General features: G+C 41.2%; 23 protein-coding genes and 2 pseudogenes. 10 read left to right on the forward strand and 15 right to left on the reverse strand.

Translation table 11 applies throughout. The annotated features are described in order from the left end of the window. Window positions 1-217: 217 nt before the first annotated feature. From D0469_RS21445 to D0469_RS01540, 4 genes are read right to left on the reverse strand one after another with little or no spacing between them, the layout of a single operon-like run. Complete coding sequence (locus tag D0469_RS21445; protein ID WP_117324900.1) at window positions 218-1,078, reverse strand: PhnE/PtxC family ABC transporter permease; 861 nt, start codon at window positions 1,076-1,078, stop codon at window positions 218-220. Then, complete coding sequence (locus D0469_RS21450) at window positions 1,075-1,875, reverse strand: PhnE/PtxC family ABC transporter permease (RefSeq protein WP_117324901.1); 801 nt, start codon at window positions 1,873-1,875, stop codon at window positions 1,075-1,077. Before D0469_RS21450 ends, D0469_RS21445 begins: the two co-directional genes overlap by 4 nt. Next, window positions 1,868-2,626, reverse strand: coding sequence for a phosphonate ABC transporter ATP-binding protein (locus D0469_RS01535; protein WP_117324902.1), 759 nt, complete (start codon window positions 2,624-2,626; stop codon window positions 1,868-1,870). The genes D0469_RS21450 and D0469_RS01535 overlap by 8 nt, the downstream gene beginning before the upstream one ends. Before the next feature lie 10 nt (window positions 2,627-2,636). Beyond that, window positions 2,637-3,542 (reverse strand): putative selenate ABC transporter substrate-binding protein, encoded by a 906-nt coding sequence (locus tag D0469_RS01540; RefSeq protein WP_117324903.1) that lies wholly within the window; start codon window positions 3,540-3,542, stop codon window positions 2,637-2,639. 271 nt (window positions 3,543-3,813) lie between these two features. On the opposite strand from D0469_RS01540, the gene D0469_RS01545 reads away from it, so the two are divergent. Next, window positions 3,814-4,479 (forward strand): SOS response-associated peptidase, encoded by a 666-nt coding sequence (locus D0469_RS01545; protein ID WP_117324904.1) that lies wholly within the window; start codon window positions 3,814-3,816, stop codon window positions 4,477-4,479. Window positions 4,480-4,550: 71 nt separating this feature from the next. Here D0469_RS01545 and modA read toward each other — a convergent pair whose 3' ends face one another. Both modA and D0469_RS01555 read right to left on the reverse strand, forming a co-directional pair. Next, window positions 4,551-5,321, reverse strand: a complete 771-nt coding sequence (gene modA / locus D0469_RS01550; RefSeq protein WP_117324905.1) for a molybdate ABC transporter substrate-binding protein — start codon at window positions 5,319-5,321, stop codon at window positions 4,551-4,553. A 368-nt stretch (window positions 5,322-5,689) separates the two neighbouring features. Continuing rightward, on the reverse strand, window positions 5,690-6,304 hold the full coding sequence (locus D0469_RS01555) for a DNA-3-methyladenine glycosylase (RefSeq protein WP_117324906.1): 615 nt from the start codon (window positions 6,302-6,304) through the stop codon (window positions 5,690-5,692). A 217-nt stretch (window positions 6,305-6,521) separates the two neighbouring features. On the opposite strand from D0469_RS01555, the gene D0469_RS01560 reads away from it, so the two are divergent. After that, entirely contained in the window at window positions 6,522-6,983 is a 462-nt protein-coding gene (locus D0469_RS01560) for a DUF1259 domain-containing protein (RefSeq protein ID WP_117324907.1), read from the forward strand. A gap of 99 nt (window positions 6,984-7,082) precedes the next feature. Next, window positions 7,083-7,895, forward strand: coding sequence for a pyrroline-5-carboxylate reductase (gene proC / locus D0469_RS01565; RefSeq protein WP_117324908.1), 813 nt, complete (start codon window positions 7,083-7,085; stop codon window positions 7,893-7,895). A gap of 79 nt (window positions 7,896-7,974) precedes the next feature. Here proC and ald read toward each other — a convergent pair whose 3' ends face one another. From ald to D0469_RS01585, 4 genes are all read right to left on the reverse strand, one after another. Beyond that, window positions 7,975-9,105, reverse strand: a complete 1,131-nt coding sequence (gene ald, locus D0469_RS01570) for an alanine dehydrogenase (RefSeq protein ID WP_117324909.1) — start codon at window positions 9,103-9,105, stop codon at window positions 7,975-7,977. A gap of 57 nt (window positions 9,106-9,162) precedes the next feature. Beyond that, window positions 9,163-9,495: a hypothetical protein gene (locus D0469_RS01575; RefSeq protein ID WP_233522911.1), complete on the reverse strand. Its 333-nt coding sequence runs from the start codon at window positions 9,493-9,495 to the stop codon at window positions 9,163-9,165. A 1-nt stretch (window position 9,496) separates the two neighbouring features. Then, window positions 9,497-10,315, reverse strand: coding sequence for an EcsC family protein (locus tag D0469_RS01580; RefSeq protein WP_117324910.1), 819 nt, complete (start codon window positions 10,313-10,315; stop codon window positions 9,497-9,499). 339 nt (window positions 10,316-10,654) lie between these two features. After that, a complete protein-coding gene (locus D0469_RS01585) occupies window positions 10,655-11,911 on the reverse strand; it encodes a PucR family transcriptional regulator (protein ID WP_117324940.1) in 1,257 nt (418 codons plus the stop codon). Window positions 11,912-12,148: 237 nt separating this feature from the next. Here D0469_RS01585 and D0469_RS01590 point away from each other — a divergent pair, with 237 nt between their 5' ends. The 4 genes and pseudogenes from D0469_RS01590 to D0469_RS22045 form a co-directional block, all read left to right on the forward strand. Then, complete coding sequence (locus tag D0469_RS01590) at window positions 12,149-12,991, forward strand: aldo/keto reductase (protein WP_117324911.1); 843 nt, start codon at window positions 12,149-12,151, stop codon at window positions 12,989-12,991. Window positions 12,992-13,247: 256 nt separating this feature from the next. After that, window positions 13,248-13,427 carry a hypothetical protein gene (locus D0469_RS01595; RefSeq protein ID WP_117324912.1) on the forward strand — a complete coding sequence of 60 codons (180 nt, stop codon included), beginning with the start codon at window positions 13,248-13,250 and terminating at the stop codon, window positions 13,425-13,427. A gap of 341 nt (window positions 13,428-13,768) precedes the next feature. Then, window positions 13,769-13,987: pseudogene (locus D0469_RS21455) on the forward strand (GNAT family N-acetyltransferase); the annotation flags it as partial. Window positions 13,988-14,650: 663 nt separating this feature from the next. Beyond that, window positions 14,651-14,980, forward strand: a pseudogene (locus tag D0469_RS22045) (methyl-accepting chemotaxis protein); the annotation flags it as partial. A gap of 141 nt (window positions 14,981-15,121) precedes the next feature. On the opposite strand, the gene D0469_RS01610 reads toward D0469_RS22045, so the two are convergent. Both D0469_RS01610 and D0469_RS01615 read right to left on the reverse strand, forming a co-directional pair. Then, entirely contained in the window at window positions 15,122-16,120 is a 999-nt protein-coding gene (locus tag D0469_RS01610; RefSeq protein WP_117324914.1) for an inorganic phosphate transporter, read from the reverse strand. A 15-nt stretch (window positions 16,121-16,135) separates the two neighbouring features. After that, window positions 16,136-16,756 (reverse strand): DUF47 domain-containing protein, encoded by a 621-nt coding sequence (locus D0469_RS01615; RefSeq protein ID WP_117324915.1) that lies wholly within the window; start codon window positions 16,754-16,756, stop codon window positions 16,136-16,138. Window positions 16,757-17,054: 298 nt separating this feature from the next. On the opposite strand from D0469_RS01615, the gene D0469_RS01620 reads away from it, so the two are divergent. After that, window positions 17,055-17,885, forward strand: a complete 831-nt coding sequence (locus tag D0469_RS01620) for an aldo/keto reductase (RefSeq protein WP_117324916.1) — start codon at window positions 17,055-17,057, stop codon at window positions 17,883-17,885. 605 nt (window positions 17,886-18,490) lie between these two features. Then, a complete protein-coding gene (locus D0469_RS01625; protein ID WP_117324917.1) occupies window positions 18,491-18,751 on the forward strand; it encodes a GlsB/YeaQ/YmgE family stress response membrane protein in 261 nt (86 codons plus the stop codon). Window positions 18,752-18,825: 74 nt separating this feature from the next. On the opposite strand, the gene D0469_RS01630 is transcribed toward D0469_RS01625, so the two are convergent. Further along, window positions 18,826-19,752, reverse strand: a complete 927-nt coding sequence (locus D0469_RS01630) for an RluA family pseudouridine synthase (protein ID WP_117324918.1) — start codon at window positions 19,750-19,752, stop codon at window positions 18,826-18,828. 208 nt (window positions 19,753-19,960) lie between these two features. On the opposite strand from D0469_RS01630, the gene D0469_RS01635 reads away from it, so the two are divergent. After that, entirely contained in the window at window positions 19,961-20,377 is a 417-nt protein-coding gene (locus tag D0469_RS01635) for a DUF5365 family protein (RefSeq protein WP_233522912.1), read from the forward strand. Between the two features lie 195 nt (window positions 20,378-20,572). Here the strand turns inward: D0469_RS01635 and D0469_RS01640 are convergent, their stop codons facing one another. Then, on the reverse strand, window positions 20,573-21,040 hold the full coding sequence (locus tag D0469_RS01640; protein WP_117324919.1) for a thioredoxin family protein: 468 nt from the start codon (window positions 21,038-21,040) through the stop codon (window positions 20,573-20,575). Further along, window positions 21,037-21,474, reverse strand: coding sequence for a disulfide oxidoreductase (locus tag D0469_RS01645; protein WP_117324920.1), 438 nt, complete (start codon window positions 21,472-21,474; stop codon window positions 21,037-21,039). Before D0469_RS01645 ends, D0469_RS01640 begins: the two co-directional genes overlap by 4 nt. Between the last annotated feature and the right edge of the window lie 235 nt (window positions 21,475-21,709).

Genomic DNA, 21,709 nt, shown 5'->3' on the forward strand with positions numbered 1-21,709 from the left:
GCTCTGACCATATATTTACGGTGAAAAAGTTTCATTTCAGTTGTTTTTCCATGAAAAAAGGAGCCCGGGCAATTAACCCGGCTCCTTTTTCTCACTTATCGTAGTTCATAATGAAACGCCGATCTCGCTATTTCTATATAAATTGGCAGATCGCTCTTTTACAAATATTTAATTGATTATATAGATTTTCCTTAACTGTATCCCAATTGGTAAATGGCTACCTTGCTGCTCTTCTAAATCCTTCAGAGATTGCATCAGCAATGGCAACCAGGATGAGATAGCAGATAAGAATTAGCGTGATATCAGTATAATTGAAAAAGCTCATGCTCAATTTAAATTGTTGTCCCAGTCCACCTGCGCCGACAAATCCCACAATGATTGAAGTACGCATGATCACTTCCCAGCGGTATAGGATATAGGTCAAGAACTTCGGCATTACTGCTGGGATGACACCGTAAAACAAGATTTGGGCATTAGATGCACCGCTTGATGCCAAGTTACGTATCGGCTTCATATCGATATCCTCAATTATCTCAGCAAAAAGTTTTCCAAGGATGCCAAAATTGTGAAGGGCCAGTGCCAGGGCTCCTGGAAGGATACCGGGTTTTAGAATAAAGACAATGACCATCGCCCAGACTAGCTCAGGGATGGCTCTTGAAAAAACATATATACCCCTTATAATCCAAAATAATATCCAGCGATACCAGCGCTTTGAAAGTGTTAAGGTTCCGTCTGCTACATTGCGGTCAGCCGGGATAACGGTCAGAAGGGCAGTCACTGTTGCAAAACCGGCTGCCATTACGCTCATTTGCAGTGTCTCGTATGTCAGCTTTAGAGCATGGATCCAGCTTTCTTTATTTGTGAAGGCAGGATCGTTATCACCGATACCCGCTAAGCTGCTAAGGAATTTCTTGGCAAACAGGTAATTTTCTTCGGTGAAAAGCCCAAAGAAACTGGCGTTTTCAGCGATGAAAATATATCCCCATGAAGCAGCCAATAAGCAAAATACGGACAAAACCGAAAAAGTAACGAATGTAAAGGAACGTTTCTTCTTTGGATAAGACAGCGTCTTTTTCATAGAACCATCCGCTTTCTTAATAAATTGCTCCAGGCATCAATCAGGACCACCAGTGCTATCAGGAAAAATAAAAATGTCCAAACCTCATCATACTGGAGATCTGACAGTGACAGCTGGATTTGGTAACCAAGTCCGCCAAGACCGACAAAGCTCATAATGGCTGATGAACGAACCGAACATTCAAACCTGTACATCACATAGCTGATGATATTGGCACGGACCAGTGGCAAATAACCATACAGTAGGGTTTGCAGCTTTGAAGCTCCTGCTGTTTCCAGAGCCTTAATTGGCTCCTCAGGAATATCATTCAGCATATCGGCAAAAATTTTCCCCAGTATGCCACCGTACGGAATGCCAAGCGCAAAAACTGCAGCAAAAGGTGACAGGCCAATCGCTGCAACAAACAGCCAGGCCCAAACCAGCTCATGGATAGCCCTGGTAAATCCCAGGATGCCACGGAAAAATCCTGATACTGCAAACAGGTTAAATCTGGAAGTGGACAATACCCCAGAGGCCAAAATCCCAAAGAAAAAGGCTAGAATGATGGCGATTGACATCCCGGCTACTGCGTAAACAAGAGTTATCCAGGTGGACTCCAGCGCCAGGATCAAAATTTCAGGCGAAAGATCGGGAGCAAGCAGCGCTTGAAATATCTGTTTTGTCGTTACTCCTCCGCCAGGATGAAGAAGGTCAGCGTTCCATTGAACCGAGAAAAGGCTCCATACAAAAATCAGTATTAATAGAAGGGTGAGCAGCGACTTTTTATAGTAAGTAAGGAAATATAAAAACTTACCCATCCTTTGCCTCCCCTTTTAGCGCGTAAAGATTTGCCAAAAGAGAATCAGTAACATGTTCTGAAGGGAGGTCAAAGAAAATTTCCCCATCCCTTAAGGCGATAATCCGGGAAAAGTACTTTTTTGCATACTCAACAGAATGGAGGCTGACAATCAATGTTTGCTTTTTGTCTTTCACCAGTTCTGTCATCAATGACAAAATATCCTCTGCCCGTGCCGGGTCAAGCGATGCAACAGGCTCATCTGCCAAAATTACCTCAGGATTCTGGACGAGCAGGCGGGCAAGGGCCACGCGCTGCTGTTCGCCTCCAGACAACCGGGAAGTCTGTTCATACATTTTATCCAAAAGCCCTACCTGATTCAGTGCTCTTGCTGCGGTTTCCTTTTCTATGGGAAAAAGCAGGGAAATCAGCGATTTGAAAAATCCCCATTCACCGAGTTTACCTGCGAGCACGTTCTGAATGACGGGAAGGGATGCAATTAAATCAAATTGCTGACGGATTACCCCGATCTTCCTGGAACGAATATTTCTTTTTTGATAGTTAACAATTGATTTTCCATCCAGTAAATATTCCCCGCTATCAGCGTTTGTGATTCCAGCCAGGATATTAAGAAGAGTGGACTTTCCTGCCCCGCTGGGCCCAATCAATGCGATATGCTCACCTTTATTGATAATAAAAGAAAGGGAAGATAATGCTATCTTCCGCTCGAAATGCTTTGCTATATTGTTCATTTTGATAATGGATTCAGACATTCATGTTCACCTACTTGATGATCTTGAGTTCTTTTGCAACTTCCTCAATCGCTTTGTAATTGTCATTGTTTGTTTCAATGAAAGAATCAGAACCGAATAATGACATGATTTCCTCTTGCTCCCCGTTTATAGAGAGAAGTGCTTGTTTCACTTTGTCCTTCGCGTCGTTTCCGAACTTCTCACTGACATCGTTAATGGTCCAATTATAATCAAAATAAGCAGGGGTGGTATGGATTACTTTCACTTTATTAGTATCTACAAGTTTTTCGTCAATCGCGCTTTTCCACACTTGCTCATTTAAAGCACCGGCCTGGAATGCGCCAGATTCAACAAGCTTATAAGTTTTATCATGGGATCCTGAAAAGTTAGGCGCCCCATTTAAATCTTTATCCGGGCTGATTCCTGCCTGCTCCATAAAATAACGAGGCATTAAATGTCCGGAAGTTGAACTCTCACTGCCAAATGTAAAACTTTTTCCTTTAACATCTTCTAACTTAGTGATGGCTGTCTCGCTATTAGCGATATACACAGAATGGAATTCCTTGTCCATCGGTCTCTGCGCAATGGCTTCCGCTTCAGGCACCAAGCTGCGCGCCTGAACGCCAGTCAATCCGCCAAACCAGGCAAGCTGGATTTCGCCTCGTTCAAAGGCGGTAACTAAAGCTGCATAATCTACAGACGGCACATACTCAACCTGGAAGCCGGTTTCCTTGCTTAAATAGTCAGCAAGTTCCCCCATGCTTCTATTTAAATCTGCAGCATTCTGGTCTGGGATCGCACCTATTTTAAAAACAGCATCTGTTTTTTTACTGTCTTTTTCCTTTTCGGCATCCTGGCCTTCTTCTTTTGTGCCACATGCTGATAAAATGGCGCTAAGCAGAACCAAACATAAGAAAATAGATAATAATTTTTTCATAATTAAAAACCTTCCTTATTAGTTTATAGGTTTTTACACCTATCAAAATTAATATAATTGAACTACCTTATTCTACTAAAAAATGATTCAAAAAGCGAAGGTGGAGCCTTTGTTTTGCCAAGAAAAACGGGAAGAGCTTAATAATGGAAGAAAAAGGCGGGATTGGTCTATGATTAAATAAATGTTTCTTATAATATTTAGTAAATAATGTAAACCTGAGTGATACTGAAGATTAACAGGCTGAAAATAAAGAAAAAGGGTGGAGTATCATATGTGCGGACGCTATAATCTTTTTTCGGATTTAACGAAACTGTATGAACGATTTGAACTGGCAGAGCTTGCAGATGTCGACTTTGCTGCCCGTTATAATATAGCACCCAGCCAGGAAGTAATTGCTGTTGTACGGGGGTCCAAGGGGAATAAAGGCGGTTTTTTAAAATGGGGGCTGGTCCCATCCTGGGCAAGCGATCCGAAAATCGGCTATAAAATGATTAACGCCAGAGCCGAAACCCTTGGTGAGAAGGCAAGCTTTAAACGTCTTTTATCCAGAAGGCGATGTCTTATTCCGGCGGATGGATTTTACGAATGGAAACAGATTGAGAAGCTTAAGCAGCCATTCCATATCCGGCTGAAAAGCGGGGAGCCGTTTGCCTTCGCCGGTCTATGGGACCGCTGGGAGCAGGAAGGGCAAACCATCCACTCCTGCACCATTATCACCACAGAAGCGAATGTATTAATGAAAGAGATTCATGACCGGATGCCAGTTATTCTGACTAGAGAGGCTGAAAAAGAATGGCTGAATTCGGAAAATACCGACGGACAGTCAATAAAGCAGCTGCTTGTGCCATATAACCCGGAAAAGATGGAAGCATATCCTGTCTCACCCCTCGTGAACAGCCCTAAAAATGAAGGGAAGGAAATCCTGAATTCGCTTTAAGTTTTACGAGCCTTTCATTTATTGCCCCATCAGCAGTTTCCAGAGGACAATCATGACGGGGATAATGTTTATCACTGCAGTCTATTAAACCCGTGCTTTTCAAGAGCCTCGATAGATTTATCGTCTTGAAGAAAATCAAAGAATAATTCCGCTTCTTTTGGATGGGAACTGTTCTGAATAATTCCCGCTGGATAAATGATAGGGGAGTGGCTATTTTTTATAGCCGTTGCAGCAATCCCAGCTTTTTTGGAGATTATAGCATCTGTTTTATAAACAATACTTGCATCGACATTACCCGTTTCAGCATATGTAAGCGCTTGGCGAACATCTTTGGCATAGACCATTTTATCTGAGAGAATTTCCCAAACATGCAAGGTTTCCAATGTTTCTTTGGCATAGGCTCCAGCCGGTACAGATTCCGGTGTACCAATGGAAATTTTTTCTGCTTTGGCGAGATCCTCAAAGCCATGAATTTCTTTTGTCGAACCCGTTGGTACTACAATCACAAGTTCATTTCCTACAAGGTCTGCTGCGTTTTCCTTCTTAATCAGACCGTCTTCAACCAGTTTATCAAACTTGTCTTCTGCAGCAGAGAAAAAGAGGTCAACCGGAGCACCCTGGGTAATTTGCTGTTGAAGTGTGCCTGAGGCACCAAAGTTAAAGTTTAATTTGATACCAGGATGTTCTGCCTCAAATGCCTTTTTTATATCATACAAGGCATTTTGCAAACTGGCGGCTGCAGATATTGTTAATTCAGTTTTCCTATCATTTTTTCCAGAACAGCCGCACAGGACAAGCAATATAAGAATAAATGTCATGATAAAACGGTATCTGACATTCATCGCTCCTCCTCCTTTTTGCCAAATATACAGTCATATATAATTGTAATGACTAAAAACGAAAAAGAATAGAACCTTTTGTTCTTGTTTAAGAAATTATAAAATTCCTGAGTTGTGGTTAACAAAAGAGTTTGTCTATCTCTAGCTCCAGCGCCCAGCACCGACGCACAGGACAAGGAACGCTACGGCACCGATACATCGCACGAAACAAAGCGTTAGCTTTGTAAGGACGTGCTGGCGTCGATGTTTGGCACAGGACGTGCCAGAAGTTAGTCGACGTTCCTTTGTCGGATGTGGGTCAGAACGGCGTTGCCACAGGACATGGCGATCCTAGCCGTTCGTCCTTCGAACAGTGCGCCTGCGCTTTTGTTTTATTTCTCCTCTTTGCGGTGCCTTGATACAAATTGATTTCCAGTAATCCAGAAACGCCAGAGATAGTCCCTGGCTTCCCCGGAATTTTCTATTCCGATCCGCTTTCCTTCCGTTATGCTATGGGGAGGAGTTCCTTCTGCAATAAAGAGAGGAGACTGCCAAAGCGGATGGCCATAGTCCTCCATCGAAATTCCAAGCGCTTTTGTCAGCTTGCCCGGGCCATTGGCGATGTTTTTTCCAAAAGCTCCTCGTCTTCTCGCGCTCATTAATTCTGTTCCATATGCTGGTTCAATTGCCCTGATTAAAACAGCTTCCGGATTAGCCGAACCGCCGCTTACTACATTAACTAGACAATGAGTATGCATGAGGTATGTATAGGCATAACCGGAGTCTGCAAACATTATTTCCGTTCTTTTTGTCCTCCGGTTCTCAAAGCTGTGTGCTGCCCTGTCTCCTGGCCCAATATAGGCTTCCGTTTCCACAATATAACCTGCGGCTAGCCCGTCCTCTGCTTCCTTTACAAGAAGGCAGCCAAGCAATTCCTTTGCCAGCTCTAGAGTAGGCCGGTCAAAAAAGTCTCTGGAAACTGGTAAAAATGCATGTGGTTTATCCATCTTATTTCCTCCTTTTTTGCCCTGCTATTATATACCCTTATGAGTCGATAACAAATTGAATATCGGGATTCATGCCCGGTAAGAAAAAACGCTGACTATTTGGATATTTCCAGGATACAAAACTTATTATTCAAACGAAGGGGTCTGATTTTACTAGTGATTGAAAAAAGGATAAATGATATCTCATTTTCAAATAATAAATTAGAGGAGGTGACATATGAAACATATTTTTCTTTTAACTTTATTATGCTGTGCCTTAACATTTCCTGCAAATGCATCCGCACAGACAAATTGCATGATGCTGGAGGAGATATTCGATACCAAGGTTGAAGCAGAGAAAGGTATATGTAAAGTTGAAATTGTTCGAGAAGATCTTAATGTGACTCATATGGGGATAAAATTATCATCGGAAACGATGGAATTAGTTTTCCATATGGGTTTTGAAACTATTGATGGAAAAACAGCTGTAATGGGCGAAATGGCTTTAATGGAAGACGAAATAAACCAGGTTGTGGACGAATTAAGAAAAGGCAGGATAGAGGTATCCGCGATACATAATCACATGATCCAGGAGGAACCGCGTGTTCTTTATTTGCACTTTCAGGGGATGGGCGATCTGCGACAGCAGGCAATGACAATTAAGCGGGCAATAGCAACAACAGGCTATAAATTTAGATAATGCATTGTACACGACAGTGAATTTCTGCTGTCGTTTCGTATTTTACCGTATAATGGATATGACACTGAACAGTACATACATGGAAACGGAAGGGATACTATGGATAAAACAATAGGCTTCATTGGCTTTGGAAAGATGGGACAGGCTATACTTTCCGGAATCATTAAATCCGGACTAGCTATCCCGCGGCAGGTCAAAGTGAGTGCTTCAACGGATGAAACAGTAGCAATAGCGAAAGAAACATTTGGGATAGTAGGAACCAAGAATAATAGGGAAATTGCTGAATTTGCAGATGTCCTTTTTTTAGCGGTGAAACCGGGTCTTTATAATAAAGTAATTACAGAAATTAAAGATGATATTCGTACAGACGCCATTATTGTGATGATTGCCGCCGGAGTGTCGCTAGGTGATGTAGAGGCCAGGTTTGGGCGGAAGGTAAAGGCAGTCCGGACTATGCCCAATACCCCTTCGTTAGTTGGAGAGGGAATGACTGCTCTATGTCCAAACGAATCGGTAACAGCGGATGATTTAGAGGCCATCATAAACATTCTGGGCAGCGTTGGGAAAACAGAAATCATTTCTGAACACCTCATGGATGCGATTCCCGCTATCAGCGGCTCATCTCCAGCGTATGCGTTTATGTTTATTGAGGCACTTGCAGATGGTGGGGTCCGGCAGGGAATTCCGCGTGAGCAGGCATACAGGCTTGCGGCCCAGGCAGTTTTGGGAGCTGCAAAAATGGTGCTGGAAACTGGAAGGCATCCGGGTTCCCTCAAAGATGATGTGTGCACCCCAGGAGGAGCAACCATTGAAGCGGTTGCGGAACTGGAGAATAGCCGATTTAGGGGGGCAATCCTTTCGGCAATGAACAGCTGCACGAAAAAAATTAAAGGGTTAGCAGCGGGGAAATAACATTTGGCCGATTTTCGTCTTACACGACATAATTATAAGAGCCAGGGGGCATTCGCTCCCTGGCTTTCGTTAATGAAAATTATGCACTTACACTATCATTTTGCAATGCATCTTTAACCGGTACATAAGTGTATCCAAGGTCGCGGGCTACTGCTTCAAAAGTAATCTCACCATTTGCTGTGTTTACTCCTTTGGCAAGAGCTGAGTTTTCAAGGATAGCTGATACCGCCCCTTTATTGGCAATTTGCAGTGCATAGGGAACTGTTACATTAGTAAGTGCGATTGTAGAAGTCTGTGGAACAGCTCCCGGCATATTCGCAACTGCGTAATGAACAACACCATGTTTTACATAAGTTGGATTATCATGTGTTGTGATATGGTCCACTGTTTCAAAAATACCGCCTTGGTCAATTGCCACGTCAACAATAACAGAGCCAGGAGACATCGCTTTAACCATTTCCTCTGAAACAAGCTTTGGAGCTTTTGCACCCGGTATCAGAACTGCTCCGATAACAAGGTCAGACTCTGCAACTGCTTGAGCTACGTTGAATGGGTTGGAAATTAATGTGGTAATTTGGTTGCCAAAAATATCATCCAGCTGGCGCAGCCGGTCTGGATTCAAGTCAATAAGAGTAACATCTGCCCCAAGACCAACAGCCAACTTGGCAGCATTTGTTCCTACTACTCCGCCGCCGATAATCGTTACTTTTCCGCGCTTGACACCTGGCACACCGCTTAGCAAAATACCTTTTCCGCCTTTAGGCTTTTCAAGGAACTGCGCGCCGATTTGAGCTGCCATGCGGCCTGCTACTTCACTCATAGGAGTTAAAAGAGGCAGTGAATTGTTAACTGATACTGTTTCATAAGCAATTGCCAAGACAGAGCTATCCTTTAGAGCTTGTGCCAGTTCCGGCTCCGCAGCCAGATGAAGATAAGTAAACAGGATTAAACCTTTCCGGAAATACATATATTCGCTTGGAAGCGGTTCTTTCACTTTCATGATCATTTCAGCAGTTTCCCATACATCCGCTGCTGTTTCAACGATGGTTGCCCCTGCAGCCATATAAGCTTCATTTGTAAATCCGCTCCCCATGCCAGCGTTTTTTTCAATAAAAACCTCATGCTTTGAAGCTAAGGCAACAACACCAGCAGGGGTGATCGCAACACGATTCTCATTGTTCTTAATCTCTTTAGGAATACCAATTCTCATGTGCATATACCTCCAAAAATTAAAAATCCCCTTGTACGAAAAGTATACGGTGAAACGCTAAAGGTTTGTTTGTGCAATGATGAGAATATAAAAGTGAGGCTTTGTGGAATTCCACAAAGCCTCTTCAAAATAATTAATAGTCCGATAAATAATGCACAGCTTTTCCTTTTGCTTTTTGTATTCTATTTCATTATTTGTACTTTCACCAAATAAAGCCAATGTCAACAATGATAAAGATTTCACCGAACATATCATTTTTTCTTGTTCCTCTGTAATTTCTATACCTTTTCCTTTTTCGAAAAAGCCAACAATATGGCCTTGTATAGTAAGAGCGGCTTTGGCCTCCCTGAAATCCTTTTTAAATCTTGTAGATCCATACAAGTAATACACCTCATGCTTTTTCCTCAAATTCCTTTAATCGGTCAAGGATTCTCCGTTTCCTGTACAGCATTGTTCCGGTTTCAGCTATATCCTGTACCATAGACCGGTTGGTAAGTGCTCCAAAGATCATTCCTGCGACCGGAACCATCTGAAGAAGCTTTTTCCAGCCAAATTGATCACGGTATGTATAGACTACTTCCCGCCACCCCTGCAGCTGGGACATCATTTCCTTCGGCCTGCTGCCAGCTTTGTTGTAGTTGGATAATTCATTTAATATTGCTTCTTTGCCGACAATATCAGCGGAAGTAAACTGAAGGCATTTCACTATGAACATTCTCTCGGTTCGATCGTTTGGATCATAACCGTGAATAATAGCAATCTCCTGCAAAGTTTTTAAAGATAAACCAAGAAGAACGGGAATGTCTAAAGCCAAGGTGAACAAACCGCCTAAACCTGTTGCTGCACCTTGTACAGTAGCAGCCTTGCCGCGGCTCTTTTTCAAATCCTCGCTGACTGCCGCCATCACTGCAAGGGGAACTCGCTGAACATCCGCTATGGACATAATCTGCCGCTCCGATGTGAGCTGCTGGATTTTTTTCAACACGGTCTTCTCGCTGGTTAGATACTGGCCGCCATTTTGGATGAAGCTTCCCAATTCATCAAGCATAGCGCCTATTTTACTTTGGATAAAGGATGGAGTCAGCTTATCAAGTATTTTAAAAGGCAGACGCCCGAGACGCTCCCAGAACCATAACCCTTTCTGGTTGCCTTCCCACTTTTCGATCAACATTAATTCCTGCTTGAGCAACTCCTTCGACTCTAAATGCATGCGGTATGTCTCCTTATTACTACGTTAAACTCGCCTGTTGATTTCCGCTCCAGGTACTCATTTTCCGCGGGCGGTTAGGAAGCCTCAGGCGCTTGCGCCTGCGGGGTCTCCCTTGACCCGCTTTTCCCGCAGGAGTCTCGCACCTTCCACTCCAATCAACAAAATGTCAAAAACAATGAGCTTTAACATAGCCTTCTATTAAATGGTATGGTGATTCTGTGCCGTGGAAATGCCGCTTAATTCCGCGATAATTTTTTCGCGAAAATCGGTTATTCGTTAAACCCTGTCATTCGCCAAGCCCTTAATTTACCTTTGTCATGTCCATTTAAAATGTATGGTTCAGAGCTTTTTCTTAGCCTCTGCAGCTTCATATGTCAGCAATTTTAAATGAAGAAACAAAGCGATCTTTTGCAGTGGATCTTTAAGGCTAATATTGCCTATTTCTGAAATCCTCTTTAAACGGTAGTTTAATGTATTTACATGTACGTGCAGACTTTTTGCTGCCTCATTTGGATTGCTGTCTTTATGTAGAAACACTGTCAGTGTGTTAAGTAAGTCGGTTTGGTGCTTGGCATCATAAGCTTTTAATTTGTCGATAGCTACGTTCTCAGTTTGCATAGGTTTTCGGTAGTATGAAAGCACGTCAAGGTATTGGTAAATTCCAAGCTCTTCGAATAAATAAAATTTCTCTGTTTCCGCCTGAAAAATATCTTTGATTTTCAATACATAAAGCGCTTCCTGATAACTTTGCACCCCATTAAGCAGCCGATGGTATATTTGGCCGGACGCTCCATATATGTCCTCAACTCCAAATCTCTGTTTCATCTGCATTACAAAATAAGGGATAAATTCCTTTACAACGGAGCGGAACAACTGTTCATCCCTTTCTCCGGCGAGCAAAATAAGCCTATTTTGATCAATCGTGAAAAAGGGGACTTTTACCTTCTGTGTGATTGTTAGCATATAGGAAATTTTCTGTTCAAGCTCATCTGTGATTTCAAGGGGGAATCTGAAAACTAATATGGAAAAAAAGTCAGGCATTTGAAAAGTGAAACGGGCGAGGCGCTCCTCAAGGTCGCTTTCTGTCTGATAGTGGCCGGTTAGAAGCTGCCATAAAAACTCCTGATAGCTTTCTTCTTTTTTCTTCTTTCTAATCTGATGCTGTAACAGCTGGTTCTTTGCTTCTTTTGCGGCGAGGTGGAGAAACTCCATATCTACGTCCGAAAATGGCTTATCGACTTCAAGAGCCCAGATAAAACCAAGTACTTCATTGTTTTTCCGGATTGAAACTGCTGCACGATTCCCGAGACCTACTTCAGAAATCGACTCAACCCTGATGGGAGCGTCTTCACGCAGCAGGGCAGGCAAAATTCCTTCTTTCCATAGGCTATTAATTACTTTTTCTGGAACCCGTCTGCCGATGATGGTCGAGATTCTGGCTTTATCGGTTGCATCCCCGTGCATGCTATAGGCTAGCAGCCTATGGCTGCCATCTTCAATTGTAATCGGACACCCGAGGACGTTGCTGATAAGATCAGCAAATTCCTCGAGATCGCCAAATACTCCTTTAAACAAATCTTTTCTCTTTTCAGGCATATGCATCATTGAGGACCCCTTATGTTCATGTAATCCCTTATCTGAATTTTAATATAATTTTAAAAAAATATCATGGAAATATTAGTTTGGATGCTGACCACAATATTGCTATGGGAATATTAAATACTTTGGCAACCAACTCCGCACTAGAAAAGGGTAAAATGAATTCTTGGATAGAGTAATTTATTCCAATATATGCAATGATAAGGAAAGAAATTTTTCAAGGAGGGAATTGTAATGGTAAAAAATTTGCAGGATACAAAAACTTTGAATAATGGCGTGAAAATGCCCTGGTTTGGTTTAGGAGTTTTTAAAGTAGAAGAAGGACCAGAGCTGGTGAATGCTGTTAAAACAGCTATTAAAAACGGTTATCGCAGTATTGATACAGCAGCAATCTACCAAAATGAAGAAGGCGTTGGTCAGGGAATCGCGGAAGGAATGAAAGAGGCTGGCATTTCAAGAGGAGATCTGTTTGTAACCTCAAAGGTTTGGAACGCTGATTTGGGGTACGAATCTGCACTGTCAGCCTATGATGCGAGTTTAAAAAGACTTGGATTAGACTATTTGGATTTATATTTGATTCATTGGCCTGTAAAAGGCAAGTATAAAGAAGCATGGAGAGCATTAGAAACTATTTATAAACAGGGACGCGTTAAGTCCATTGGCGTAAGCAATTTTCACATTCATCATTTGGAAGACTTAATGCAGGACGCTGAGGTTAAACCTGTTATAAATCAGGTTGAATACCACCCTCGTTTAACCCAGAAGGAACTTCATTCATACTGCCGTGCGCAAAGCATTCAATTGGAGGCATGGTCACCATTAATGCAGGGCCAGCTGTTAGACAATGAAATCTTATCGGCTATTGCAAAAAAATATAACAAATCCGTAGCCCAGATCATTTTGCGCTGGGATTTGCAAAATGAAGTAATAACGATTCCGAAATCCACAAAAGAACGGCGGATAGTTGAGAATGCTTCAATATTCGATTTTTCTTTATCAGATGAAGATATGACAGAGATTGACGCTCTGAATGAAAATCTCCGTGTAGGGCCGGACCCGGATAATTTTGACTTTTAATTAGAAGTTATTATCTGCTTATAAGCAAAAGTCTATAAGGTTTTGTAAGCGATAACCATGTCAATTAAGGGAAAAAGCCACGATTTAGGCGGATAAACAACCGCCGTAACTTGAAAAATCAGTTTAGTTTTTAGGCTTTTAGCTTTGGTCAAAAAGTAAACCCAAACAGTTACCATACTATCTGTTTGGGTTTACTTTATTGTTCGGCGGGTTAGTTAATAAAGATTCTTACGCTATATGGATAAGGGGATTTAGAATGAAACAAAATCTAAAACCAGTTTTAGAGGAGAAGGAAACTTTTGTGCAAGTTAAAGATGTTAAACTCTTTGCAAAAATATATGGGGAAAAAAGAATTAAACCAGCTGTTATATTGGACTTGGGCTATGGAGATTATTCAAAAGCATGGGATTTAATCATCCCGGAAATAGCCAGATAAACACAAGTGCTTGTTTATGATAGAGCAGGATTAGGAGAAAGTGAGAACAGCCAGTATCGCAGAACGAGCAAAGAAATAGCAAGCGAGCTGAAGGAGCTCTTGCTGCAGTTAAAGATAAAACCTCCCTCATTTAGTGGGCCATTCTTTTGGCGGAGTAAATATGCGGTTATATGCCACCGAGTATCCTGCTGATGCAGCTGGCTTACTGCCCATTATATTCAGAAAGGTGATCCAGAAGCAGTGATTTGTGGAATAAAACGCTTGTTGTTTAACACAGAGGAACAATCTGCTGGAATAAAAATGTAAAGAATTAATAATGTACAGTCGATAAAAGTAATAAGAGAGGTTCCCTTCAGAGTGCGTTCATTGGTTATTATTTGGACAAAAAACAATGGGATTGGTTACACTACAGAGGCTGCCAGATTAAATGTTGACTATGCATTTAGGGAGTTAAACCTCCACCGAATCGAAGCCGGTGTAATGCTTCATAATATAGCGTGCATTCGAGTGTTGGAAAAGCAGGGTTTCATAAAGAAGGAATAGCTCAAAAAAATGATTAAATAAACGGAAAATGGCAGGAACATCAAGTGCTGGCAATCATAAATCATAACATTAAATTGCCATTTCCCGGATGCTTTGAGAAATAAACCGCTTGCGTTTTGTATAAATTTAACACATATTAGTATGTATTCGCTATGCTTATTCATAAAAGGAGAAGAGAGGTTACATCATTGTTTAGCAGAATAGAGTCTTTAGATAGACTTATAGAAACAATCCCTGTTATAAAAGAGGCAATACCCGCTGATTTATCTATTGCGATTTGTGATTTGGAAAAGTTTATTGCATATTTGCCAGGCGAAAGCATTAATTTAAACATTAAGATAGGCCAGCAGCTTAATCCTGAGGAGCCGCTTTCTGTAGCCTTACGTGAAAACAAATCATTAAAGGCTAACATACCTGCTGATTTTTATGGATTTGAATTCATTGGAACCGCTACACCGATTCATAATAAAACAGGAACGGTAATTGGAGGGATTGCAGTTCAGCTGCGCAGACAGTCTGAGTTGAGAGCGATCGTTGACCAAATATCGGGTTCGCTATCAGAGGCGAATGAGCAAATCAGCAGTGTTGCTAATGGATCAGTCTTACTGGCGAATTTCTCAAAGGATCTTCTCGTTGAATCCCATAAAGCAGGAGAAAATGTAGAGAAATCCACCGATGTGCTTTCCATAATTAAACGGGTGGCTGACCAGACCAATTTGCTCGGATTAAATGCTGCAATAGAGGCTGCACGTGCGGGTGAAAAAGGTAAGGGATTTGAGGTGGTAGCCAATGAAATTAGAAAATTTTCTAAAGAAACGGTCACTTCCACGCAAACCATTAATCAAACGATGGCTCAAATTAAGGAAGCCATGACAGTAATGGGGCAATCAATTGAAAAAATAGCGGCAATAGGCCAGGAGCAAGCAGCATCTATGTCACAGACATCCGCCAACATTGAGGAAATCAAGGACTTGGCAAACAGACTTCACCAGTTTGCGGATAAATTATAATTTATAGTATCGTTTTCACAGTAATGATCCTTTAAGAAAAAATCCCCCGCCAGCTTTTGCCGGACGGGGGATTTTGGACTTGATTAAACTAAGAAAGCATTCCCTTTTTAGGGCTGAACAGGGCGCTTGCGCTTTTCTTAATTAGAAAAAGATACTTAAAATAAAGTAAGATAGAGCAGCCAGGCTTCCGGCAATAGGAAGCGTGATAAACCAAGTGATGATCATCCGCTGCGCAGTACCCCATTTAACCCCTTTAAGTCTGTGGGCTGACCCAACACCTAAAATAGAAGACGAGATAACGTGGGTAGTACTAACTGGTAAATGGATGTAAGTAGCTCCAAAGATGATGGCGGCTCCAGTTAAGTCTGCTGCTACACCATTAACAGGACGGATTTTCATGATTTTGCCGCCGACTGTTTTGATGATTTTCCATCCGCCGACCGATGTACCAAGCCCCATCGCAATTGCACAGGAGATTTGTACCCATGGCTGTATGTCTGTGGTTGATTGATAGTTGTTCGCAATCAGGGCCATTGTAATAATACCCATTGCTTTTTGGGCATCATTTGTACCATGCGTATACGACTGAAGTGCAGCCGTGGCGATTTGGATATATCGGAAACGTTTATTCGTCTTGGCCAGATTATTATTTTTAAAGACAACCTTAAATATACTATAAACAAGAAATCCTAATCCGAATGCGAGCAAGGGCGAGATAATAAGTGCTTGAAGGATTTTAAGGAAACCTTCCCACTTTAAGGCACCAAACCCCGCGGCCGCAATTCCTGCGCCCGCGATGGAACCAATTAACGCATGGGACGAGCTGCTCGGAATTCCGTAGTACCATGTGATAAGGTTCCAGGTGATAGCAGCTATCAGAGCAGCCAATATAACAATTGAACCGTTTTGCAGCTGGAAGGGATCGACGATATCCTTCGTGATCGTTTTCGCTACACCTGTAAAAGAAATAGCGCCGACGAAATTCATGACGGCGGCAAGGATAATCGCATGTCTCGGCTTTAACGCTTTTGTCGATACCGAAGTCGCTATTGAGTTAGCGGTATCATGGAAGCCATTTATGAAGTCGAACGCAAGGGCACCGATGACGATAAGTATGGTTAGAATAAAAATAGTATCCATTTATCAAGTGGCTCCTTATGCGTTTTTCATGATGATCGTTTCTAGTGTGTTTGCAACGGCCTGGCAGCTATCAGCGATCTCTTCCAGTTCTTCATATACTTCTTTATATTGCATGATTCGAATAGGATCTTTTTCAACCGTAAATAAATTCTTAATGGACTGGCGGCGTATGCCATCGCAAAGAGATTCAAGGTCCTTGATCTTGATTGCGTGTTCACGGATTTGCGGAAGTTTTTTCGTTGATAACAGATCAACAGCCTTTTCAATTTCATACGTACATTCCCGGATTGCCTCAACGAATTTCAGCATATATTCATCAGCATTAATGATTGAGTACATTTCCAGCATGGCAGAGGAATGCTCAAGCCCATCAAGAACATCATCCATGCTCATGGCCAGTGCTAGGATGTCCTCGCGCTCAAGCGGAGTAATAAACGCATTGTTCAATTCCTTGATCACTTCATGCACATAAGAGTCGCCTTTTGTTTCAAGCTCTTTCATCTTATCTGAGAATACCTTTAGATCACTTACATTGGCGAGCTTGTAATCCGCGAAGTAATCTGCACTTTCTTTTAAGTTTTGCGAGATGTTGATAAGCAAATTAGCGAATTTGTCTTTCTTTGATTTGAAAACCATTTGATAACCCCCATTGTCTTTTACTTCATCCAAGTATTACCCATAAAAAATTACTCAAATCATTGTAACGAATAAACACTGAAGATTGGAAGCTAAATCGACAAAAATTTACACAAACTTTACAAAAGTCTTAATTACTTTTAATTAACATAATTTAGAATAAAAATTTTGAGGCTTGTAAGGACATAAAACACTATGGTTGTTATTAATTAGCCTGCCGATAAGTTCTCTTGGCAGGCTAATTTTTCGATTGGGGAATTGCTGCATGTTATACTTAAGAAAGTAAAAGGAGGTAGTTATGGTGAATCGTAAAATTCCTGCAGTTACTTTACATAATGCCGTTAAAATGCCGCAGCTTGGCTTTGGCGTATACAAAGTTGAAAAAGGGCCGGAAACGGTTGAGACTGTGAAAAAAGCGCTTGAAGCAGGTTACCGCTCCATAGATACGGCTGCATTATATAACAATGAAGAAGGTGTTGGTCAGGCTATAAGAGAAAGCGGAATTTCTCGTGAGGAGATCTTTATTACGACAAAGGTCTGGAATAGCGACCAGGGCTATGAGAGTACATTGGAAGCGTTTGAAACAAGCATTTCCAAGCTGGGACTTCATTATATTGATCTTTATCTTGTTCACTGGCCCGTAAAGGGAAAGTATGTGGAAACATGGAGGGCGCTTGAAAAGCTTTATAAGGATGGGCGCGTACGGGCAATTGGTGTAAGTAATTTCCAAATTCACCATCTTGAAGATCTTTTTGCAAACAGTACAGAAAAGCCAGTTATTAACCAAGTAGAACTGCATCCGCGTTTCTCACAGACAGAATTGAGAAAATTCTGTTCAGAACATAATATTGCTGTAGAAGCATGGTCTCCGCTGGGCAGGGGGCAGATCCTTGATGAACCTACCATCAGCTATATTGCCGAAAAACATGGAAAGACACCTGCACAAGTGCTGCTAAGATGGCATTTGCAAAATGGCATTGTTGTCATTCCGAAATCTGTTACTCCTTCCCGCATTGAAGAAAACATTAATTTATTTGATTTTGAACTAAGCCTTGATGAAATGCAGCAGATTGATGCTTTGAATATGAATGAACGCTTTTTTGCAGACCCTGATAATTTCGATTTTTAATGTAAACCTGTAAACTAACAATTATCAAATCAAAGAGGAAAGCTGATTAAGCTTTTCTCTTTTTTTTGCTTGATTGCTTAATACCATCGTATAACAATGTATAAATATACATAAAATGACAAGTAATTTTATAAATTACCCAAAATAACCGGTTTTAATCCTTTTTGGTTATACATTTTTTTATACGTTTTTTGGTTTTAATCAATTTAAAAGGGGAAAGTAATTAGTACAAGCGGCAGTATAAAACAGCTAAGAATCGACAAGATATAAGATGAGGTTGAGTTACCCGACAGTGGGCAATTCTAGCCGTAATCTTATCATCGGACATGGTTTATTGGCAGAGGAACTTGAAAGCGGAAAGAACAGTAAACTGCAGGAACTCCAGCCATAACCAAAAGGAAGTTTAGAGGAATAATATCAATTCATTTGCACATGGTTTTGATGTAACTGGTAAAGAGAAGGGTCCGTAGTTGATTCTTAGCAAAAAGTGCCGTCCGGACCGAAGCTGTCTACAAACTAATTCATCATTAGACGGATGCCGCTTCGTTCCGAACCTGTAAATGAATATTCAGGTAAAAAAAGAATCTACAAGGAGGAAAACAAACATGTTAGAATTTTTATGGTCATTAATAGTTGGTGGTATTATCGGTTGGTTAGCAGGAATGATTATTGGGCGTGATGTTCCATTTGGCGTAATCGGCAACATCATTGCCGGATTTGTCGGTGCATGGTTAGGTACAGCCATTTTAGGCGATTGGGGTCCTGTCGTAGGCGACTTTGCGATTATCCCAGCCCTGATTGGTGCGATCGTACTTGTATTCGTGCTTAGCCTTATTTTCAGAAGCATGCGTAAAGCTGATCGATAGGTGCAAAATCTTTCCGCTTAAAACAACCAATGTAACCCCTTGCCAGTGGCAAGGGGTTTTTGGTGCCAAATCATTTAATAATTAAGAAATTTAATATCATCCTCGTGAAATATCGGAGGGCTGTCAAGCGGGGGTGCCAGACATTTGATTATTTCTCCGGTGATAGGATGATGAAGCTGAAGGGCGGCTGCATGTAACGCCTGGCGAGGAAAAACAGGTTTACCAGAATACAGCACATCGCCTGCAAGAGGATGGCCAATATGATGTAAATGTACTCTGATTTGGTGCGTGCGGCCTGTTTCCAGTGAGCATTTTATCAGTGTTAGGTTTTTGTCTTTCATCCGCTTTAGTACCTTAAAATGAGTAATAGCCTGCTGTCCGGAAGGAGAAACTCTCCTTCGAGTGCCGTGATGCCTATCCCGTCCGATTTTTTCATTTATTGTACCATTATCCTGAGTCAAAACCCCTTCGACGAGAGCTAAATATGTTCTTTTTATTTTTCTTTCTTCAAGCATCCGATCAAGAAGGGAACCAGCAAATGGATGCTTTGCAAAAAGAACAGCTCCAGTTGTATCTTTATCAAGGCGATGAATATGCTTTAATCCGTAATGACATTCTTTTGCAGCAATATAGCCGGCGACTGCATTTAGTAATGTGTTGTTATCGGAGGGATGAGATGGATGTGTGTCCATCCCGGCTGGTTTATTTACTACTAGCAAATGATCATCCTCAAATAAAACTTCAATTTCTTCATTGGAAATAGAAATTTCAATAGGCTCTTCCTTAAATACCGGAATTGAAATTGTGCTTTTTTCCTCAAATGGCACCGTCCAGGAGGGAGCAGTGTCATTTACAAGTACAGCCTTTTCCATTCTCCACTCATGGACAAGTTTTTTTGGGGCTTTCCAATAATTTTTGAATAATGATTCGAGCGTTAAATTTTCCCATCCTTCACTTGTTGTAATTACTAAAAATTTTCCATTTTTAACAGTATAAACCATAATACTCCCTACTTTCGACATAATATATGGTATTCTGTAATTTTATTGTCAGCGGATTCCCAGCTTAAGGGAGGAAAAAAGGCCATTTTGCCTAATGAAATCTGCGGGGTGGGTATAATTACCACCCTCTTTTTCTGTGGCATATGGTATTCTGAAAAAAGATAAACATATTATTAGACATATATACTTATTAAAGGGTGGGTTATTTGTGAAGGTTGTCTTTTCTTCAACAATTGAACAGGAACAGGAAATCTGCGACCTGGTTGCTGATTTTTATGAATCCATTTTTCCGCGTTATTTTTCTGACAAGGAAATAAGGCATTTAGCGGATTTAGGGGTATTGCACACTCAAAGCAAAAACTTTAGCTATTTTGGAACATTAAAGGAAGCCTATCAGGTAATGACGTCGATTCAGGTTATCATGTCCATATTGGAAAGAAAAGATATGCTGGATTTCAGGATAGACCGGAAAAGTGAAGAGTTATTTATCCATAACGCCCGTTTATTAAATGATTATGGTTTGTTTTTTCCGCTGACCCTTGATCATTTCACTGTTCTGCAGGAAGATCGTACTGAGAAATCTTTTTATGTTTATACTGAAGCGGCCAATCAGCTTTTAATATAATTAGGCATATATTATAGTACAACTAAAACTTAAGAAATTTAAAGTGTTATGTCCTCGTTTCCGTATGCTCTACCTAGTTGGAAGCATGTGGAAGCGCTTAAAAAACTCAGGTGTTAACCATAACTAATATTAAATAAAAAATAAATGTACTTGAAAATTCCCTGCCAATTCTATCGGCAGGGAATTTTTTATCTCTTATTTGACATTTGTCTGGAAAAATCCCTTGAATTTCTCGGCTTCTTGGGATCCTACGATTCGTGCCTTTTCCTGGCCTTTTTCGTAATGGACGATTGTCGGTGTTGATTCTAGCCGGTATTCATTCCATCCTTCTTCAAACTCAAGAAGATTGTATTGCACTAGGTCAATGTCCATTTCCTTTGCAACCGGGTTAACTACTGGTGTTGTTTCTTTGCAATGCGGGCACTCGGGACTGTAGAAATAAACTGTAACATCCTCTTTCTTGTCCAGTTTTTTCTTAAGCTCATCAGGCAAAATTAAATTTTGATAGTTTGGGTCATCTAATTGATCGATTGTAGATGCCTGAAGCGTATCTTTGCCGTAGGGATTACCCTCAGAACTTTCTTTTTGCTGATTATTATTAATTAAGGCTATTGCCGCGAAAAGACCAATAATGATGCCGAGAAATATGATAATTTTTTTCACTTTGAGACCTCCCTAATTTTGGACCAAATAAGCAAACTGCAAACAAAAATAATGATAAAGGCGGTCAGGGCGAGGAAAGGGATAGTGATAAAGCCTAGCCAGTTAATATATTGTCCGGTACAAGGAACCCTTCCGCATGAGGGAGCAGCTTCCGAAAAAAAGTCAATCTTTTGAATAAGATAATGGTAGCCTGAAATACATGCGCCGATAGCGGAAAGAACCATTGAATACATACTGATCCAGTAATGCTTTTTCACAGTGGCAATCCCAAGTATAACGGTTAATGGGTACATCAGAATGCGCTGGTACCAGCATAGCTCACAAGGTTCAAATTGTTTGATTTCGGAAAAGTATAAGCTGCCAAACATTGCGATTATGGATGTGGCCCAAGCAAAAAAAAGCAGGTTATCATTGCGGCTGTTAGTTGACTCCATTTACATTCCACCTCTTATCGGTATCAAATTTCGACACTGTTTTGCAATGGGCAGCACAGCAGCGCGTTTTATTAAAATATAAGATTGAATAACTTTTTTTAGAAAAGCTGTCTAGCTCCAGCGCCAAGCAGCTTTGTTGCCGCAGGAAAATAAAGCCCTTACGCACAGGACAAGGAATGTTTTGGCAGTGATCCATCACACCAAACATAACGGCAGCTTAGTGACGATTGCGGGG

It is taken from the genome of Peribacillus saganii (assembly GCF_003429095.1).
GTDB classification, from domain to species: domain Bacteria; phylum Bacillota; class Bacilli; order Bacillales; family DSM-1321; genus Peribacillus; species Peribacillus saganii.

Coding starts and splice junctions, on each gene's coding strand:
- D0469_RS01555 (WP_117324906.1), bottom strand. CDS start 6,304: ATGGATAAACCACATGCATTTTTACCAGTTTCCAGAGACTTTTTTGAC.
- D0469_RS01610 (WP_117324914.1), bottom strand. CDS start 16,120: ATGGATACTATTTTTATTCTAACCATACTTATCGTCATCGGTGCCCTT.
- D0469_RS01535 (WP_117324902.1), bottom strand. CDS start 2,626: ATGTCTGAATCCATTATCAAAATGAACAATATAGCAAAGCATTTCGAG.
- D0469_RS01595 (WP_117324912.1), top strand. CDS start 13,248: ATGAAACAAAATCTAAAACCAGTTTTAGAGGAGAAGGAAACTTTTGTG.
- proC (WP_117324908.1), top strand. CDS start 7,083: ATGGATAAAACAATAGGCTTCATTGGCTTTGGAAAGATGGGACAGGCT.
- D0469_RS01540 (WP_117324903.1), bottom strand. CDS start 3,542: ATGAAAAAATTATTATCTATTTTCTTATGTTTGGTTCTGCTTAGCGCC.
- D0469_RS21450 (WP_117324901.1), bottom strand. CDS start 1,875: ATGGGTAAGTTTTTATATTTCCTTACTTACTATAAAAAGTCGCTGCTC.
- D0469_RS01620 (WP_117324916.1), top strand. CDS start 17,055: ATGGTGAATCGTAAAATTCCTGCAGTTACTTTACATAATGCCGTTAAA.
- D0469_RS01625 (WP_117324917.1), top strand. CDS start 18,491: ATGTTAGAATTTTTATGGTCATTAATAGTTGGTGGTATTATCGGTTGG.
- D0469_RS01630 (WP_117324918.1), bottom strand. CDS start 19,752: ATGGTTTATACTGTTAAAAATGGAAAATTTTTAGTAATTACAACAAGT.
- D0469_RS21445 (WP_117324900.1), bottom strand. CDS start 1,078: ATGAAAAAGACGCTGTCTTATCCAAAGAAGAAACGTTCCTTTACATTC.
- D0469_RS01545 (WP_117324904.1), top strand. CDS start 3,814: ATGTGCGGACGCTATAATCTTTTTTCGGATTTAACGAAACTGTATGAA.
- D0469_RS01590 (WP_117324911.1), top strand. CDS start 12,149: ATGGTAAAAAATTTGCAGGATACAAAAACTTTGAATAATGGCGTGAAA.
- D0469_RS01560 (WP_117324907.1), top strand. CDS start 6,522: ATGAAACATATTTTTCTTTTAACTTTATTATGCTGTGCCTTAACATTT.
- D0469_RS01645 (WP_117324920.1), bottom strand. CDS start 21,474: ATGGAGTCAACTAACAGCCGCAATGATAACCTGCTTTTTTTTGCTTGG.
- modA (WP_117324905.1), bottom strand. CDS start 5,321: ATGAATGTCAGATACCGTTTTATCATGACATTTATTCTTATATTGCTT.
- D0469_RS01580 (WP_117324910.1), bottom strand. CDS start 10,315: ATGCATTTAGAGTCGAAGGAGTTGCTCAAGCAGGAATTAATGTTGATC.
- D0469_RS01585 (WP_117324940.1), bottom strand. CDS start 11,911: ATGCCTGAAAAGAGAAAAGATTTGTTTAAAGGAGTATTTGGCGATCTC.
- D0469_RS01615 (WP_117324915.1), bottom strand. CDS start 16,756: ATGGTTTTCAAATCAAAGAAAGACAAATTCGCTAATTTGCTTATCAAC.
- ald (WP_117324909.1), bottom strand. CDS start 9,105: ATGAGAATTGGTATTCCTAAAGAGATTAAGAACAATGAGAATCGTGTT.